Source organism: Streptacidiphilus jeojiense, from assembly GCF_000719095.1.
GTDB classification, from domain to species: domain Bacteria; phylum Actinomycetota; class Actinomycetes; order Streptomycetales; family Streptomycetaceae; genus Streptacidiphilus; species Streptacidiphilus jeojiensis.
This window is the reverse complement of sequence record NZ_JOEH01000046.1, coordinates 1-16,735: the sequence shown is the minus strand read 5'-3', so window position 1 is coordinate 16,735 and position 16,735 is coordinate 1. Positions and strand designations below refer to the sequence as shown.

The window sequence follows — 16,735 nt, the reverse complement described above, 5'->3', positions numbered from 1 at the left end:
GCCCTCTTGACAGTGGACGGAAATCAGCCAATGCTCTATGTAAGGTATTAAGCATCACACCGCAGTCAAGACCCACTGTCGGCCCGTGCCCGCTCCAGGAACCGGCTCCGCACCCCGCAGGGCAGGGGGCGCGGAGCCGAATCCAGGCCGGGATGAGGCCGACGAGCTCTGCGCGCCCGCCGGCGCGGCTGCCGTCCGCGACTCGGACGTGAACCTTCCATCTCCGCCAGCCCCACCAGTGCTGACGGCCCGGCAGGCGGCCCGGCTACCGGCGCGGGCAGCGGGCCCGGGGCCGCAGGGCCCCGGGCCCGGGCGGCACCCCGGCTCACTCATCACAGCGATTAAAGGAAGCCAGATGACCTCCGCAGCTGAACTCCACCGGCAGTCGATCGTGATCGACGGCGCCGCCCCGCTCGCCGCCAACGCCCAGGGCGTGCTCGACTACATGGCCGGCGGATTCACCGCCATCTCCGCGACCGTCAGCGACAACCTCGACGGCGCACTGGGAACGCTGCGCAACATCGGCCTCGCCCACAAGATCATCCGTGCCGCCAGTGAAATGATCACCGTCATTCGCACCGCCGCTGACATCGAGGCTGCGAAGGCCGCCGGGAAGATGGGCATAATCCTGCACTTCCAGGGCGGGGACCCGATCGAGAACCGCCTGGACTACATCGACGCCTACAAGTCAATGGGCGTCGGCATGATCCAGCTGACCTACAACGTCAAGAACCGCATCGGCGACGGCTGCGACGAGCGCACCGACGCCGGCCTGAGCCGCTTCGGCCTCGACGTCGTCAAGCGCCTCAACGAGGCGCGCATCGTCGTCGACTGCTCCCACACCGGGCACCGGACCACCATGGACATCATCGAGGCCTCTGAACGGCCCACGGTGTTCTCCCATGCCGGCTGCAAGGCCGTGCACGGCTCCCCGCGCAACATCCTCGACGACCAGATCAAGGCAGTCGCCCAGTCCGGCGGACTGGTCGGAGCCAACGCCTTCCCCGCCTTCGTCTCCGGTGACGCCGAGCCCAGCCTGGAACAGCTCATCGGCCACATCAAGTACGTCGCCGACCTGGTGGGGGTGGACCACATCGCCCTCGGGCTCGACTACTCCGAAGGCCAGCACCCCTATTCCAACCTGGAACAGGCCCGGGCGATCTACGACAAGTTCGTCGAGACCGGTGAGTGGCTGCCCGGCACCTACCCGCCCCCGCCCTACCACTACCCCAAGGGCATCGAGACGCCCGCCAGCGCCGTCAACCTCACCGAGGGCCTGCTGAACGCAGGCTTCAGCACCGAAGAGGTGCAGAAGATCATCGGCGGCAACTGGATGCGCGTCTTCCGAGAGGTCTGGGGAGAGTAGGAACGTACTTCCGGCCCACGCCTCGTTCCACACCACGAACCATTGAGGACCAACCGCGGCCCCGAACGGCCGCAACACCAGTCGAGCGACGGCGATGAGCCGCGCCTTGGAGGAGCTGTGGCAGTACGTCTGTGCATTGCCGGTGCGACGGGCTGGACGGGGTCCGCGGTGGCGCGGGCCGCTGCAGAGCGTGAGGAGTTCACGCTGATCTCCGGTGTTGCACGTACGCACGCCGGGACGGACCTGGGAACCGCCCTGGGGCGCGGCCCGATGGATGTGCCCCTGTACCCGACCGTGCAAGGGGCGCTGGATGCCGGCGAGGTCGACGTGCTGATCGACTACACCTCGCACCTGAGCGTGAAGGACCACGTGCTCACCGCGCTGCAGCACGGCGTAGCGGTGGTCGTCGGGTCCTCGGGCCTGTCCGCCGACGACTTCGCCGAGATCGACGCCGCGGCGACCACGGCAGGACGCGGCGTCGCCGCCTCGGGCAACTTCTCGATCACTGCAGCGCTACTGCAGTACACGGCGCTGCTCGCCGCCGAGCACCTGCCGACCTGGGAGATCGTGGAGTACGCGGACTCCGCCAAGGCGGACGCACCCGGCGGAACGGCACGCGAACTGGCCGAACGCCTCGCCGGCGTCCACAGGCCGCACCTGGACGTCGCCCTCGCTGATACCGGAGGTGTCCCGGGAGCACGGGGAGCGACGGTCGCCGCCACCCAAGTGCACAGCATCAGGCTCCCTGGCTACACACTCAGTGTCGAGGCGGCGTTCGGCCTGCCCGGCGAACGGCTGACGATCCGCCACGACGCCGGACCGGACGCCACACCCTACGTGGACGGAACACTCCTGGCTGCCGTCAAGGCAACGCAACGCACCGGCCTCGTGCGCGGCCTGGACGCGCTGCTGTTCGAACACTGAGAACGTCCGGCTGGCCCGCTCACCCGTTCACCCGTAGAGCGCCACCAGCCTGCAACACGGCAGGGGCGCACCCACTGTGGAAACGCCGGTCGCCTGTCCGCACCTCGGCACCCCCTTCGCCTCCCTTGTACCGCCCGAAGAGGAATTCATGTCTGCCGATCAGCCTCCCAGCCGCCCCCTCATGCAGGCGAGCGCGGCCGCACTGCTGCGCCGCCCGCAGCTGTGGCTGGCCCCCACGGTCCTGAGCGCACTGCTCGCACTGTTCATGTCGCTGCTCTACATGGGCGGCATCGTCAACCCCAGCGGCAACCTACGCCACCTGCCCATCGCCATCGTCAACTCCGACACCGACAAGCCACTGACCGGCCAGGCACAGAACCTGGGCACCCAAGTCGAACAAGCCGTCCTCGCCGACACCTCCGGCAAAGCCCAATGGCGCCAACTGACCTACGCCCAGGCCCAGCAACAACTACGAACCGCAAAAATCTACGGCGCACTGATCATCCCCGCCCACTTCACCACCTCGGTGGCCGCGCTCACCACCACCCACGCCACCGCCAAGCCGACCCTGACCGTGGTGACCAACCCCGCCCTGGGCAGCCTCGGCTCCTCCCTGGCCTCCCAGATCACCACCACCGCCGCCCACACCGCATCCCAGAACATCGGCAAACAGCTCACCGCAGCGGCCTCCGCCCAGGGCACAGGAACAACCACGCAACTCCTGCTCGCCGACCCGGTGCAGGTCACCACGCAGGTCGGGGTCCCCATCGGCCAGCACAGCGGGCTGGGTCTGACCGCGTTCTACTACACCCTGCTGCTGGTCCTGGCCGGATTCATGGGAGGCAGCGTCATCACCACCGGCGTGGACGGCGCCCTCGGCTACGCCGACATCGAGGTCGGCCCCTGGCACTACCGCCGCCCGACGGTACCTGTCAGCCGCACCCAGGGCCTGCTGCTGAAGATGGCCATGACCGCCGGCATCAGCCTGCTCACCTCCACGCTGGTGATGGTCACCTGCATCGGCATCCTGGGCATGGACGCCTCCCACCTACCCCTGCTCTGGATCTTCTCCTACTGCGCCACCCTGACCGTCGGCCTCGGAGTCCAGGCCATCAACGCCGCCTTCGGCGGAATCGGCCAACTCGTGTCCATGTTCGTGTTCATGGTCCTGGGCCTGCCCTCCTCCGGAGCCACCGTCCCACTCCAAGCCGTACCCGGCTTCTACCGATGGATCTCCCACATCGAACCCATGCACCAGTTGGCCGAAGGCGTCCGCGCCATCGTCTACTTCGACGCGGTGGGGGACGCCGGCCTCACCCAAGCCTGGATCATGATCGCCGTAGGCTTCGCAGCCGCACTAGCCTTCGGCTTCACCATGACCCGCTACTACGACCACAAAGGCCTCAAACGCCTCACCCCCCAACCCACATGAGGAGGAATGCCACCGTGAGCGGGGAACGGCTGCTCATGCCGGGCCCTTGATGCGGTCGCTGCCGAGCTTGGCGATGCCGAGCTCGGCTGCATTCAGTACGTAGGGACGCAGGTCGGCGATGGTCCGGTGGTGGGTCGAACGGGTCAGTCGGCCGGGCTGAGTCGCTGCCCGAATCGGGGGCCGAGGTAGCGGTCTGCTGTGGGAACCGTGCCGGGCGGGGCGACGCAGCGATCCGGCCGCCGGTGTCGACCACCACGTCGGCCGCAGTCTGCTTCGCCGCTGCCGTCGGCTACCAGCCCGCCGCGGGCCACGCGGCTGGAGCCGGGCTCGGAGGTGCGCCTCCGTGGAGGTGGCTCTCGCAGCTATGACGCCGTCAGCCGGAGTTCGATCTGGGCGAGCAGCATCGCGTCGGCGTCGGCGAAGTCCAGACCGCTGGCTTCTCGTACCCGGCGCAGGCGGTACCGCATGGTGTTGACGTGGATCCGCAGCCGTTCTGCCGCGACCTCGGTGCTGCCTGCAGCAGCGAAGTACGCCGCCAGGCTTTCGACCAGGACCCCGCGCCGCCCCTCCCGGGCATCCAGCTCGCGCAGCAGGCGCACCGGTCCGGAGCCGACAGTGAGGTCGAGTTCACGCATCTGGTCGGCCAGGCCGTCCAGCAGCACCGGGAGCATGGTCTCCGACACGGTGGCAACGGTCGGTGGGCGCGTCGCGGCCTGCCCGGGCGGCGAGTCATACCGGCCCCGTAGGACCCGCAGTACCGCGTCTGCCTGCCGGCGGGCCGTCGGCACGGCGCCCACCTCGGCTACCGGCCCTCCGACGGCGATGGCGAATCCAGCGCCGGCCGGGGAACGTGTGAGGAAGTCCGCAGCCAGCGCACGGGAGCGGGCTACCGCCTCCTCGGGCGTCCGTTGCGGCCAGGCCAGCAGCGCGTATACCGTCGGGCCGCCCGCCATGGCGACACCGGACGGATGCATCGCGCACAGGTAGCGGTCCAGCTCCTGGTCCAGGGCCTTTCGTCGGGCCTTGGCGAGCGCCGTCGCCGTTTCGGTGTCCGGCTCCGTGAACACTTCAGCGTCCCGCCGAGGAGCCGCCGCCAGCACGCACAGCGGTCCCGCCCCCAGGCGAAGCCGGGCAGCGGCCTCGACGGCCGCCGCACCCCCGCCGAGAACGACGGCGGAGAGCTCCCGGCGGTGCTCACGCTGCCGTTGCCGGTCCGCCCGGGCGCCCATCAGATGCAGTGCCGCCATCGGCATCAGCTCGCGCAGCCCGGCTGCCAGTTCGGGGGCGAGCGGCTCAGCAGTGACAGCCCATACGTACCCGATCACCTCCGAGCCGGCTCGAACCGCGATGGCCACCCGCGGCATCATCCCCGGCGCCACCGGCTCGATGAACACCGGATCATCGCTCGCCCGCAGCCGTGCGAAGTCCCCGCGGGCGTTCAGTACTTCAAGCTCCTTCTGCTTCACCGCCCGTCCGAGCACTGTCTCTATCCGGCTCGGATCGGTGTCGTCCTGCCCCGATGACCAGGCCAGCACCGCCGAGGACGGGTCCTCGATGGTCACCGGGGCGCCGAGCAGCGTTCCGATCGCCTGCGCGAGGCCGAACAGATCACCGGGGCCGGCGTCCGGCTCCACCCGGGCCCGGGCCCGGGCCAGCAGCAGCTCCCGCACCGTGGTGGCCACGTGCAGCCAGGACGCACCGGAGTTCACCTCGATGACGGGAAGCGGGCAGCTCTCCCATGGATCGGGCAGCGGGCCCTTCACCGCCAGCGCGTGCACTCCGGCACCGGCCGCACGTTCGGCAAAGGCCAGCAGTTCCGCGTGGTCGCGCACTCCCACGACGAGCACCACTCCGCCGGGCTCAGGGGCCTCCTCGGCACCTGGTGCGTGAATGGAGACACCGCCGAGCACCCGGTCCGAGCTCCCTGCGCTGCCAGGCTCCACGGCCAGCCGCAGTACGGCCGGCCCCAACTGCTCGACCAGTTCACCTATGGTCAGTTCGGCTTGCATGGCGGCATGGTACGGGCTCGATCCAGACGTCCGGGAGGCTTGATTGTCGCGCAGCACAATTCGGGATCACCCTCATTGACGCAGAAGACGAGGCCGCGCAGACGGCCGACAGGGCACGCTGCGGCCATGGACAACGGACTGCGGATAACCGACCTCCGGCGACGGGACGAACTGGAGGCACTGGGCACCCTGCTGGACGGCATCTGGGGCGCCCCCGCCCCACTGGTGCCCTTCTCCGTGCTGCGCGCTCTGGCCCACTGCGGCGGGATGGTGCTGGGCGCCTACGACGGCCAGGGGGCGCTGGTGGGTGGCGCGGTCGGCTTCCGGGCTCCCGACCAGCCGTCCCTGCACTCCCACCTCGTCGGCGTGGACCCGGCCCACCAGCGCTCGGGGATCGGGCGCGCCGTCAAGGAGCACCAGCGCCAGTGGTGCCTGGTGCGCGGCGTCACCAGCATGACCTGGACCTTCGACCCCTTGGTTCACCGCAACGCGTTCTTCAACATCAACCGGCTGGGTGCTCTCGGCACGGCCTACATCCCCGACTACTACGGGGAGATGACGGACCAGCACAACCGCGGCCTGCCGAGCGACCGGGTGCTTGTCCTCTGGGACCTCACCGACAGCGGGCACACGCGCGCGGACCCGGCGCCCCACGGGGAACCCCTGCTGGCGCCCGGCCAGGACGGGGCACCGCTCGACGGCGGGGGCTCGGCGCGGCCGCCGGCGAACGCCCCCGTGACCCTTCGACTCCCCACCGTCGTGCACTCCCAGCATGCACTCGCCTGGCGCCACGCGCTCCGGGCGCGTATGGCTCCGCTGCTCGACACGGGGTACCGCTGGACCGCAGTGGACCGCGACGGTACGTGCACCCTCGAAGCCGGCCCCACCGTGCCAGTCACCCCCGAAGCCAGCCTCATGAGCACAGGAGAGTAGAACCGCATGAAGATCGACTGTGTTGAGCTGCTGCGACTCGACATGCCGTTGGTGACCCCCTTCCGCACCTCCTTCGGTACCCAGACCCGCCGTGACGTGCTGCTCGTCCGCGTCGTCGCCGACGGTGCCGAGGGCTGGGGCGAGTGTGTGGCGCTGGCCGACCCCCTGTACTCCAGCGAGTACACGGAGGCCGCTCACCGGGCGCTCGTCGACCAGTTGCTGCCCCGGCTGCTCGCGCTCCCGGACGTGACGGCAGCCTCTGTCGCCCCGGCGCTGGCTGCAGTGCACGGACACCGGATGTCCAAGGCTGCACTGGAGACGGCAGTCCTGGACGCCCAGCTCCGTTCCGCCGGCATGCCGCTGGCCGAGTACTTGGGGGCCGTCCAGCCCTCGGTCAGCTCCGGCGTCTCGGTCGGGATCCACGACTCGATCCCCGAGCTGCTGGACGCGGTCGACGGCTACCTCGACGCCGGATACGCCCGGATCAAGCTCAAGATCGAGCCCGGCTGGGACATCGAGCCGGTCGCCGCCGTCCGCGATCGCTTCGGTGACCAGACCCTCCTCCAGGTCGACGCCAACGCCGCCTACTCCCGCAACGACCTGCGCACCCTGCGTGTCCTCGACCGCTTCGACCTGCTGCTGATCGAGCAGCCACTGCCGGAGGAGGACATCGCCGGCCACGCGCACCTGGCGGCCGCCGGCCTGCAGACGCCGATCTGTCTGGACGAGTCGATCACCTCGGCTGCCGTAGCACACCAGGCGATCACGACGGGCGCCTGCCGCATCGTCAACATCAAGCCGGGCCGGGTGGGCGGCTACCTGGAGGCGCGTCGGATACACGACGTCTGCGCTGCGGCCGGGGTGCCGGTCTGGGCTGGCGGGATGCTGGAGACCGGCATCGGCCGGGCGGCCAACCTGGCGCTCGCCGCGCTGCCCAACTTCACCCTGCCGTCCGACATCGCCGGCTCCGACCGGTACTTCCGCCAGGACCTGACCGATCCCTTCACCGTCGTCGACGGTCGGATCGACGTCCCCGCTGGTCGCGGGATCGGCGTCACCCCGATACCCGAGGTACTCGCCGAGCTGACCGTCCGCCGCGAAACCGTCCGGCGTGCGGAGGCCCGCGCTGCTCCAGTCCCCTCGACATGAAGTCCGGTGTCATCCAGGGCACGATCTCTGGGAATCAGTCAGCCAGTGTTCCGGCCGGAGCGCCGGAACGAGCGAGAAGTGGCGGGTCGAACGGATGCGGGCAGCGGTGTTCGAGCGGTATGGGGAGCTCGCCGAGGTACGGGAGGTGCCGGACCCGAGTCCGGCACCGCACGGTGTGGTGGTCCGGGTAGAGGCCACCGGCCTGTGCCGCAGTGACTGGCACGGCTGGATGGGCCACGACCCCGACATCTCCCTGCCCCATGTGCCCGGCCACGAACTCGCCGGCGTCGTTGAGGCGGTGGGCAGCCGGGTGGAACGGTGGCGCCCGGGAGACCGGGTCACGGTTCCCTTCGTCTGCGCCTGCGGAACGTGCCGGGCCTGCGCGGCAGGCCAGCAGCAGGTGTGCGAGCGGCAGACCCAGCCAGGATTCACCCACTGGGGTTCCTTCGCCGACTACGTGGCTCTGGACCACGCCGACGTCAACCTGGTCGCGCTTCCCGAGGACCTGTCCTTCGCTACCGCGGCATCGCTCGGCTGCCGGTTCGCCACAGCCTATCGGGCGGTCGTCGCGCACGGCCGTGTGGCCGCGGGGGAATGGGTCGCGGTGTACGGATGCGGCGGAGTCGGGCTGTCCGCCGTCATGATCGCCGCAGCTTCCGGAGCCCGCGTCGTCGCGCTCGACCTCTCCCCCCAGGCGCTGGACCTGGCGCGGAGCTTCGGCGCCGCGCACTGCGTCCAGGTGACCGCCTCAGACGTCGACGATCCGGCAGCGGTCGTGCGCGAGCTCACCGGCGGCGGCGCCCATGTCTCCCTCGACGCCCTCGGATCGCCGCCTACCTGCGCCGCCTCCGTCCGCTCCCTTCGCCGCCGCGGCCGCCACGTCCAGGTGGGGCTGCTGCCACAGGACGCGCTCGTCCCGATGAGCCGGGTGATCGGCCTCGAGCTCGAACTGCTGGGCAGTCACGGCATGGCTGCTCACGCCTACCCCCCGATGCTGGACCTGGTCGGCTCCGGTGTCCTGCGCCCCGACCTCCTGGTGACCGCCGTCATCCCGCTCAACGCCGCTCCAGCGGCTCTGGCCGCGATGGGCCGCGCGGGTGGCACGGGCGGCGTCACCATCATCGCGCCCTGATGACGTTCTCCTCATTCGCCCTGGACCGGAGGCGCGTGACGGTGCAGGTGAGTGGAAGAACGTTCATTTGACAAGTGGGCTGGAATCAGCGAATCCTTCACGGTAAGGCATTACACCTCACTTCTGGAATGGATGAGCTTCGGGCACGTCACGGCGGTCCGCCGGCCCCGCGCCGCATACGCCTCAGGTGGCATCGGGCCTGGGTCGCCGATGGCTCCGCAAGCCCAGCTGAGCCGCCGTCGTCATCGGCTCAATCCTCTTCCGAACCCGACCTTGAAGACAGTCTCAATCCATCGCAAGAGTGAAAAGAAGCAGCACATGGACACTCGGATCGAACTCGGAAACCTGCCCATCGCCGCAGGAGCCCCGGTGCTGGTCACCGGTGCTACTGGCTACGTCGCCAGCTGGATCGTCAAGAGCCTGCTCGACGCCGGGGTCACCGTCCATGCCGCCGTCCGCGACCCACGCAACGCCGCTAAGGTCCAGCATCTGCTCGACGCGGCCGCGGCTTCTCCCGGCAAGCTCCGGCTTTTCGAATCCGATCTGCTGCGCGACGGCTCGTACAAGGAAGCCATGCAGGGCTGTCGGATCGTCCTCCACACCGCATCACCGTTCGTCCGCTCGGTGGAGGACCCGCAGCGCGACCTCGTCGACCCGGCCGTCCGCGGCACGCACAACGTGCTGGAAGCGGCGAACCAGGTGGAGAGCGTCGAGCGCGTCGTCCTCACCAGCTCGGTCGCCGCCATGCTCGGCGACGCTGCGGACATCCTCGGACTCCCTGGCCAGATCGTGACCGAGGAGAGCTGGAACACGACGTCGTCACTGGCCCGTGAACCCTACAGCTACTCCAAGACCTGTGCGGAGCAGGAGGCATGGCGCATCGCCGGGGCCCAGGACCGCTGGCGCCTGGTCACCGTCAACCCCGGCCTGGTCATCGGCCCCGCGCTGAACCCCGACCCGACCAGCGAGAGTTTCAACATCGCCCGTCAGATGGTCGACGGCCGGGCGCGGTTCGCCGCCCCCCGCGTGACCCTGACGGTCGTCGACGTGCGCGAGGTCGCCTACGCGCACCTGGCTGCCGCGTTCCTGACCGAGGCCCAGGGCCGCCACCTCCTCGTCGCGGAATCCACCGACATCGTCGACCTCGGCCGCCGCCTCATGCCCTCCTACGGATCCCGGTACCCGTTGCCGCGCCGGGCGCTCCCGAAGCCCCTCGCAGTCGCGATCGCACCGGCTGCGGGCTTGGACCGCTCCTACCTGCGGAGCAACATCGGCTTCCCGTTCCGCGGCGACACGACCAAGAGCCGCCTGGTCCTCGGCGTGCGCTACCGGCCCGCCCAGCAGTCCATGGAGGACATGGTCGCGCAGCTCGTCCGGCCGAGCCGCTGAAAGTCCGGGCGAAGAGTTCCCGGGGCGGTAGGTGACCGATGCCGAGCCGATGTGCGTGGGGCACGCCGGTGGTTCACGCCGGATCCGCCGGGCTCAGGCCGGTGTCCCCCATTTCCTGTTCCGCCCCCTGCTGTGCGGCCGCTGGAGCAAGAAGGGCTGGGGCGAAGCCCACGGCACGCCCGTCGGCATCCAGTAGCCGGTCCATCTGCTTGACCGTGCGCAGGCACACGGCCCGGTCGACCACCACCACACCGTGCTGACGGGCTATGCGCGCTTCCAGCGCAGGCAGTTCGTCCAGCGTGCGCAGCCACACCACCAGCATCAGATTGCGAGGCCCCGTCAACGCACAGCAAACCCGCACATCAGGCAGCACGGTCAGCGCACGCCCGGCAACGTCCAGCTGCTCCGGGGGCACCGTCGCCCACAGCACTGCGGTGACCGGCCAGCCGGTCACCGACTGGGCGACCTCACAGCGCAGCCGCAGCAGGCGCTGATCGAGCAGCAACTTGACCCGACGACGGACGGTGGGCTCGCTCACCCCGGAGCGCCGGGCCAGCTGAGCGAACGGCATGCGACCGTCCTCCTGCAACAGCTGGTAAAGCTCCTGGTAGGCACCCTCCGAACCCAGCGCTGGCGGCGACTGCCCCGCGGAGCCGCCGCCGCGCCTGTCGACCGCGCCGCCCGCGAGCAACCCGCGCTGCGCCGCGTCCAGACTGCGCAACCGCCAGCGGCTGGACTCGCCGAAGCCGACGGTGCGCAGCTCTGCGCGGTAGGAGCGCACACCGGGGGCAGCGGCGAGGACCTGGGCGAGATGGCCGGAGACCTCCGCCGGAGTGCGGTGCGAGGAAGCCACCAGCAACTGGTGGCTTCCGGTCAGGTGGTAGACGTAGCGCACGGAGCCGTGCCGGGCCAGGAAGTCGCCGGCCGCGTCCAGACGAGCGGGCTCGCACGCCACCTCGGCGTAGGCCATGCAGAAGTAGGTGTGCAGCGCAGGACCGAGCACGCAGGTCACCCACGCGAGCCCGACCTCGCGCAGCCGCTCCCAACGGCGGGCCGCGGTGGCGGGATCGATGGCCAGCGCCTTGCCCAACTGGGCCCAGGACGCCCGCGGGGTGACTTGCAGCGCGTTGATCAATGCAAGATCGACCTCGTCGACTGCGCTGAAGGATTCCTGCATTCAGAACACCTGGGTCCATGATCATCGATCACCATTGCAACCTTGATCCGCTGACACGACGGTTTCCTGCATCCTGGTTGAGGTAGCTGCCGTTGATCCAATGCTAGCGGTGAACTGCACGACGCCACCGGAAGGACCTCGTCATGGATGAGCGGGCACAACGGGAGGCACCGGAGACGAGCCTCGACCGCGCGGTGCGCGCGGCAGCGGCCGCCGGGCTGGTGGGCCCCGAGCACCCCGTCGCCGGGTTCCTCGACGCCGATGCCGTGCTCGAAGCCGTTGGTGACCTGCACGAGGCCTTCGACGGCGTCGCGACGCTGCACACCTTCGCAGTGAAGGCTGCGCCACTGGTCCCCGTCCTGCGCTTGCTCGGGAGCGCAGGGATGGGATGGGAGGCGGCGAGCCCCGGCGAGCTGGCGCTCGCACTTGCGGCCGGCGCCGCTGCCGACCGCGTCGTACTGGACTCGCCCGCCAAGACCCGCGCCGAACTCGCGTACGCGCTGAAGCTGGGCGCGGGCGTCAACGCCGACAATCTCGACGAACTGGAGCGGATCAAGGAGCTGCTGGCCGACCACGAGACCTCCTCCGCACTGGGAATCCGGCTCAACCCGCAGGTCGGTACCGGGGTGATCGAGGCGATGAGTACTGCCGGCGCCTCCTCGAAGTTCGGCACGCCGATCGGCGATCCGGGCGACCGCGAACGCGCTGTTGACGCCGTTCTCGACTTCCCGCAGCTGAGCCGCGTCCATGTGCACGTTGGTTCGCAGGGCTGCTCGCTCGAGCTGATGGCCACGGGGGTCCGGGCCGCGTACGAGTTCGCCGAGGAGGTCAACAACCGCGCCGGGCACCAGCAGGTGCGCGCCATCGACATCGGCGGCGGACTGCCGGTCAACTTCCAGGACGACCAGCGCCGACCAGCCTTCCGAGAGTATGCCGACCTGCTGCGCACCCGCGTGCCGGGGCTCTTCAGCGGCCGCTACGAGCTGGTGACGGAGTTCGGCCGCTCGCTGGTGGCCAAGGCCGGATTCATTGCCGCGCAGGTGGAGTACACCAAGGAGGCCGGCGGCAGGCGGATCGCGCTGACGCACGCCGGAGCGCAGGTGGCCACCCGCACGGTGCTGATGCCCCAGGCATGGCCGCTGCGGGTCAGCGCGTACGACGCGGCGGGGGCCCCACACCAGGGCGAGCCCGTCGTGCAGGACGTGGCCGGGCCGTGCTGCTTTGCCGGCGACCTGGTGGCGCGCGAGCGGGTGCTGCCGCGGTTGTCCGCGGGCGACCTGGTGGTGCTTCACGACACCGGCGGCTACTACTACTCGTCCCACTGGGCCTACAACAGTCTGGCCAGGCCGGCCATCTACGCCTTCACCACCCGTACGGACGCGAATGGCGCGCAGGACAGGCACCATGGCCCAGGCACCCAGGGCGGCGGGGGCCAGGTGCGGTTCGCCGTCGTGCGCGCAGAGCAGAGCATCCAGGAGATCCTCGCCGAGAGCGGCGCCTGCCAGCGCGACGCGCTGACAGGGCTGCTCGACGGCGACCGCGTCAAGGACCAGGGAACGCACAACGTCCTTTGACAGGGGCAACACAAGTCCCCGGCACCCCCTGCGGTTCGCGCACACAACCGAGCACACGGACAGCAGACACCCACCACTGAGAGGGACATTCCGTGCCTGTATTCGACCTTCTGCTTCGCGGCGGCACCGTCTACGACGGCACCGGCGCCCCCGGGCGGCGCGCCGACATCGGCGTACGGGACGACCGCATCGTCGCGGTCATCCCAGCCGACGACACCGAAGTGAGCACCTGTGCCGAAGCCACCGAGGTGCTGGACTGCGAGGGCCTGGCCGTCGCACCCGGCTTCATCGACCTCCACTCACACGGCGACCTGACCGTCAACATCACCCCAGCGGCCGAAGGCTGCCTACGCCAGGGCGTCACCACGCTCGTCACGGGAAACTGCGGGACCTCGCCCTTCCCGTCACCGTTCTGGCGAGACTTCACCACCTACGCCGAGGGCATCCAGGCCTGCGAACCCGCCGTCAACATCGCCGCGCAGGTCGGACACATCGCGCTGCGCCAGAGCGCGATCGGCGACGACCGCCGCCCGGCCACCGACGAGGAGGTCGCGCGGATGCGCGCCCTGCTGTCCGAGGCCGCAGAGCAGGGCGTCTTCGGCTTCTCCACCGGGCTGATCTACGCCCCGGGATCCTTCGCCGATGCCGCCGAGATCACCGCTCTGGCCAGCGAGGCGCACGCGGCCGGCCTGTTCTACAGCACCCACATGCGCGATGAAGGGGATCAGCTGATCGAGGCGGTTCAGGAGGCGATCTCGACGGCCCGCGCCAGCGGAGTAAGCCTGCAGATCTCGCACCTCAAGGCGATGGGCCAAGCTAACTACGGCAAGGTCACCGAAGCGTTGCGGATCATCGACGACGCCCGCGCCGAGGGCCTGGACGTCGCCTGCGACGTCTACCTCTATACCGCGGCTTCGACTGTGCTCACCTCACGCATGCCGGACTGGGCCATGGACGGGGGCCAGCAGGCCCTGCTGCGCAGACTGGCCGAACCCGAGACGCGGCAGGCCATCGCGGACGAGCTGCGCTCCCGCACCGGGGGCACATTTCTTCCCGAAGGCATCGTCATTGCCACCCTGCCGGAAGGCCGGTACAGCACATGGGTGGGCAAGAGCGTCCAGCAGATCGCCGACGCTGAGGGCCTCGACGCCGCAGAGACAGTCCTCGACCTGCTGGCCGAGCACCAGGCCAACATCCTGATCATCGACCATGCGATGGCCCAGGAGGACGTGGACGCCGTACTGCTCCATCCGACCAGCGCGGTGGTCAGCGACGGCTGGGCACTGGACGTCAACCTCGGTGGCCAGCACCACCCGCGCAACTTCGGGGCCTTCGCCCGAGCCCTGACGGACAGCCGCGAGCGAGGACTGCTGGACCTGGCCGAGACGGTCCGGAAGATGACCCAACTGCCAGCCACCCGCGCAGGCATGGGCGACCGAGGCGTGATCGCCCAGGGCAACATCGCCGACCTGGTCGTCTTCGACCCCGATACGGTCGCGGACACGGCCACCTACACCGAGCCGCTGTCCTATGCGACGGGCGTGCGGCACGTCGCCGTCAACGGCCGACTCGCCATTCGCGACGGCGAACTGACGGGCCTGCGCCTGGGCCGGGTGCTGAAGCGCCCGCGGGCCTAGCCCTGCGGCTGAGAGGCAGGCCAGGGAACAGGCGAGGGCCCCGCTCCACTTTCGTGAAACAGGGCCCTGAGCTGCGACTTGGAGCTACCTCCCAGTCGGGGCGACGGGACTTGAACCTGCGAACCGTCACCTCCCAGCCACGACGCACATCAGCCAACGATCAGAACGGAAGCCGCCCAGTTCACCTCTTGGCATGGGCCACTCCACCATTCAGCACTCCTGATCCAGGCCGGCGGGTAAAGCGATCGAAGACTCGCCCGTTGCCTCTTTACGCGCCGTCGTCGGTGAACAGTGCCGCGGCTTGCGGCGGTCGCGGCGCCGGTGACATGTGTCCTCACAGTGCCTTGAGGGCGGCGATGGCGACCTGGTCGTCCACGGCCGGGTTGATGGATCCACCGGCGCCGATGGCGCCGATGACCACGCCATCCTGGACGATCGGCCGTCCGCCGGGCAGCAGGCTCATTCCGCCGGCGGTGAGCGCGGCGATCTGTCCAGGGTCCTTGACGCCGGCGGCCAGGTCCGCGGTAGCGGTGCCGAACCTGCAGGCGGTATACGCCTTGGCGGGAACCAGGTCGAGGGACGCGAGGGCATTGCCGTCCATCCGCGCCGAGGCTGTGGGCTGACCGACGCCGTCGACGACCAGGACGTACATCGGAGGAAGGGAATGCTCTTTGGTGTACTGGATCGCAGCCTGGACGATGCGGTGCGCCTGGTCGAGGCTGATCGTCTTGGTGGTCACCGGGGCTGTGGCGCCGGCGGCGGCCACAGCGGTATTGGCCAGCAGTCCGGTAGCTGCCAGCCCGCCGGCCAGCACCCCGCCCGCGGCCATCACGCGCCGCCTGGTCATGGGTCCCTGGCTCTCGTCGGCTTGCTCTGACGGTTCCTGCGTCATCTCAGATCTCCTTGGTCTCCGTGTGGTGCCGGATCAAGCCGGCGCGAGACGGCCTCACGGCGCGCCCTGCCCGGTGGGACGGACGGTGCTCGCTGCCTTTCGGCAGCTCATGCCAGGCTCACCCGCCTCTGCGAGCTTCAAGCTTGAACATGAGGTTAGTGCCGATCACTTGAATCAGCAACCCTTTCCGTGGCGTGACAAGGTTCACGCTTGAAGTACACTCGGGGTATGAACGATTCACAGCCGCGCTGGCTGGACGCCGAGGAGCAGCAGACCTGGGTGACCCTCGCACATGTGATGCTGCGCCTACCCGCCGCCCTGGACACTCAGATGCAGCGAGACGCCGGGATCACCCACTTCGAGTACCTCGTGCTGTACACGCTGGACTACGCGCCCGAACGCGCCATGAGGATGAGCGAGCTGGCGCAGTTCACCGCCAGCAGCCTCTCCCGGCTATCCAACGTGGTAACTCGCCTGGAGAAGCGCGGCTGGCTGCGCCGCGCCCCGGACCCCGCCGGACGCCATACCCTCGCGATCCTGACCGACGAGGGCAGTGCCGAAGTCCAGGCCTACAGACCCGGGCACGTGGACGAGGTCCGCCGCCTGGTCTTCGACCCGCTGACCAGAGCTCAGCAGCGACAGTTGCGTGAAATCGGCCGGCGCATTCTGCGAGCCATCGACCCCGGCGAGGATACTTCGGGCGATTAGGCCCACGGTCACCGACATCGCACGAAGAGAGCAGGTTCGATGACCAGTCCGGTTTCGGCGAGGCAGACATCGACCAAGTGCGCGGTACTGGATTTTCCTGAGCTTGCGCTTCATGAAGCGGAGTACCCGGAACTGGCGGGCCGCCTCGGCGCGGTGCTCGACCTCGGCCCTCGCTGTGGGCTCCTCCAGCTGCTCAACCGGGTGCACGAGCCGCTCGACGCGGTGGTCCTAAGCCAGGGCGATGACGGCCGTGGCGACCTCCCCACGAGTACGAACGCCGGCAGCACCCAGCTAAGATCACGCTCGCCACACTCACTGAGGTTGAAAGCGTGATGGCCTTCGTGGCGGTCACCAGGGTTCGATGATCAGTCCGGTCTCGGCGAGGCAGGCGTCGATCAGGTGCGGGCGGTACT

At 69.4% G+C, this 16,735-nt stretch carries 13 protein-coding genes; 10 read left to right on the top strand and 3 right to left on the bottom strand.

Features of this window, described 5'->3' with window-relative positions; genetic code table 11:
• Positions 1-355 precede the first annotated feature (355 nt).
• From IF29_RS0138320 to IF29_RS0138310, 3 genes are all read left to right on the top strand, one after another.
• Positions 356-1,366: a dipeptidase gene (locus IF29_RS0138320; protein WP_030266053.1), complete on the top strand. Its 1,011-nt coding sequence runs from the start codon at positions 356-358 to the stop codon at positions 1,364-1,366.
• A 117-nt stretch (positions 1,367-1,483) separates the two neighbouring features.
• Positions 1,484-2,290, top strand: a complete 807-nt coding sequence (gene dapB / locus IF29_RS0138315; protein ID WP_030266052.1) for a 4-hydroxy-tetrahydrodipicolinate reductase — start codon at positions 1,484-1,486, stop codon at positions 2,288-2,290.
• 148 nt (positions 2,291-2,438) lie between these two features.
• Entirely contained in the window at positions 2,439-3,722 is a 1,284-nt protein-coding gene (locus IF29_RS0138310) for a YhgE/Pip domain-containing protein (RefSeq protein ID WP_051726583.1), read from the top strand.
• A gap of 362 nt (positions 3,723-4,084) precedes the next feature.
• On the opposite strand, the gene IF29_RS0138305 is transcribed toward IF29_RS0138310, so the two are convergent.
• Positions 4,085-5,731: a PucR family transcriptional regulator gene (locus IF29_RS0138305; RefSeq protein ID WP_030266047.1), complete on the bottom strand. Its 1,647-nt coding sequence runs from the start codon at positions 5,729-5,731 to the stop codon at positions 4,085-4,087.
• A 126-nt stretch (positions 5,732-5,857) separates the two neighbouring features.
• On the opposite strand from IF29_RS0138305, the gene IF29_RS42840 reads away from it, so the two are divergent.
• The 4 genes from IF29_RS42840 to IF29_RS0138285 all read left to right on the top strand — a co-directional run bounded on the left by IF29_RS42840 (position 5,858) and on the right by IF29_RS0138285 (position 10,334).
• Positions 5,858-6,664, top strand: a complete 807-nt coding sequence (locus tag IF29_RS42840; protein WP_051726581.1) for a GNAT family N-acetyltransferase — start codon at positions 5,858-5,860, stop codon at positions 6,662-6,664.
• A 6-nt stretch (positions 6,665-6,670) separates the two neighbouring features.
• A complete protein-coding gene (menC, locus tag IF29_RS0138295) occupies positions 6,671-7,813 on the top strand; it encodes an o-succinylbenzoate synthase (protein WP_030266042.1) in 1,143 nt (380 codons plus the stop codon).
• Between the two features lie 94 nt (positions 7,814-7,907).
• Positions 7,908-8,945, top strand: a complete 1,038-nt coding sequence (locus IF29_RS0138290; RefSeq protein WP_030266039.1) for a zinc-dependent alcohol dehydrogenase family protein — start codon at positions 7,908-7,910, stop codon at positions 8,943-8,945.
• Positions 8,946-9,263: 318 nt separating this feature from the next.
• Positions 9,264-10,334 carry an NAD-dependent epimerase/dehydratase family protein gene (locus IF29_RS0138285; RefSeq protein WP_037598269.1) on the top strand — a complete coding sequence of 357 codons (1,071 nt, stop codon included), beginning with the start codon at positions 9,264-9,266 and terminating at the stop codon, positions 10,332-10,334.
• Positions 10,335-10,407: 73 nt separating this feature from the next.
• Here IF29_RS0138285 and IF29_RS0138280 read toward each other — a convergent pair whose 3' ends face one another.
• The gene (locus IF29_RS0138280) at positions 10,408-11,511 is read right to left on the bottom strand and encodes an Lrp/AsnC family transcriptional regulator (protein ID WP_063757712.1); all 1,104 of its coding nucleotides are present in this window, start codon (positions 11,509-11,511) and stop codon (positions 10,408-10,410) included.
• A 143-nt stretch (positions 11,512-11,654) separates the two neighbouring features.
• Here IF29_RS0138280 and IF29_RS0138275 point away from each other — a divergent pair, with 143 nt between their 5' ends.
• Together IF29_RS0138275 and IF29_RS0138270 are read left to right on the top strand one after the other, a co-directional pair.
• The gene (locus IF29_RS0138275; protein WP_037598267.1) at positions 11,655-13,085 is read left to right on the top strand and encodes a type III PLP-dependent enzyme domain-containing protein; all 1,431 of its coding nucleotides are present in this window, start codon (positions 11,655-11,657) and stop codon (positions 13,083-13,085) included.
• A gap of 92 nt (positions 13,086-13,177) precedes the next feature.
• Positions 13,178-14,722, top strand: a complete 1,545-nt coding sequence (locus IF29_RS0138270) for an N-acyl-D-amino-acid deacylase family protein (RefSeq protein ID WP_030266025.1) — start codon at positions 13,178-13,180, stop codon at positions 14,720-14,722.
• Between the two features lie 334 nt (positions 14,723-15,056).
• Here IF29_RS0138270 and IF29_RS42835 read toward each other — a convergent pair whose 3' ends face one another.
• Positions 15,057-15,569, bottom strand: a complete 513-nt coding sequence (locus IF29_RS42835) for a GlcG/HbpS family heme-binding protein (protein WP_198037670.1) — start codon at positions 15,567-15,569, stop codon at positions 15,057-15,059.
• A 273-nt stretch (positions 15,570-15,842) separates the two neighbouring features.
• On the opposite strand from IF29_RS42835, the gene IF29_RS0138260 reads away from it, so the two are divergent.
• The gene (locus tag IF29_RS0138260; protein WP_030266017.1) at positions 15,843-16,322 is read left to right on the top strand and encodes a MarR family winged helix-turn-helix transcriptional regulator; all 480 of its coding nucleotides are present in this window, start codon (positions 15,843-15,845) and stop codon (positions 16,320-16,322) included.
• The last annotated feature ends 413 nt before the right edge of the window (positions 16,323-16,735 follow it).

What these genes read in the sequence shown, in the direction of transcription:
- IF29_RS0138285 (WP_037598269.1), top strand. Translation starts at nt 9,264, where the DNA reads ATGGACACTCGGATCGAACTCGGAAACCTGCCCATCGCCGCAGGAGCC.
- IF29_RS0138280 (WP_063757712.1), bottom strand. Translation starts at nt 11,511, where the DNA reads ATGCAGGAATCCTTCAGCGCAGTCGACGAGGTCGATCTTGCATTGATC.
- IF29_RS0138290 (WP_030266039.1), top strand. Translation starts at nt 7,908, where the DNA reads ATGCGGGCAGCGGTGTTCGAGCGGTATGGGGAGCTCGCCGAGGTACGG.
- IF29_RS42840 (WP_051726581.1), top strand. Translation starts at nt 5,858, where the DNA reads ATGGACAACGGACTGCGGATAACCGACCTCCGGCGACGGGACGAACTG.
- IF29_RS42835 (WP_198037670.1), bottom strand. Translation starts at nt 15,569, where the DNA reads ATGACCAGGCGGCGCGTGATGGCCGCGGGCGGGGTGCTGGCCGGCGGG.
- IF29_RS0138320 (WP_030266053.1), top strand. Translation starts at nt 356, where the DNA reads ATGACCTCCGCAGCTGAACTCCACCGGCAGTCGATCGTGATCGACGGC.
- IF29_RS0138305 (WP_030266047.1), bottom strand. Translation starts at nt 5,731, where the DNA reads ATGCAAGCCGAACTGACCATAGGTGAACTGGTCGAGCAGTTGGGGCCG.
- IF29_RS0138260 (WP_030266017.1), top strand. Translation starts at nt 15,843, where the DNA reads ATGAACGATTCACAGCCGCGCTGGCTGGACGCCGAGGAGCAGCAGACC.
- IF29_RS0138275 (WP_037598267.1), top strand. Translation starts at nt 11,655, where the DNA reads ATGGATGAGCGGGCACAACGGGAGGCACCGGAGACGAGCCTCGACCGC.
- IF29_RS0138310 (WP_051726583.1), top strand. Translation starts at nt 2,439, where the DNA reads ATGTCTGCCGATCAGCCTCCCAGCCGCCCCCTCATGCAGGCGAGCGCG.
- menC (WP_030266042.1), top strand. Translation starts at nt 6,671, where the DNA reads ATGAAGATCGACTGTGTTGAGCTGCTGCGACTCGACATGCCGTTGGTG.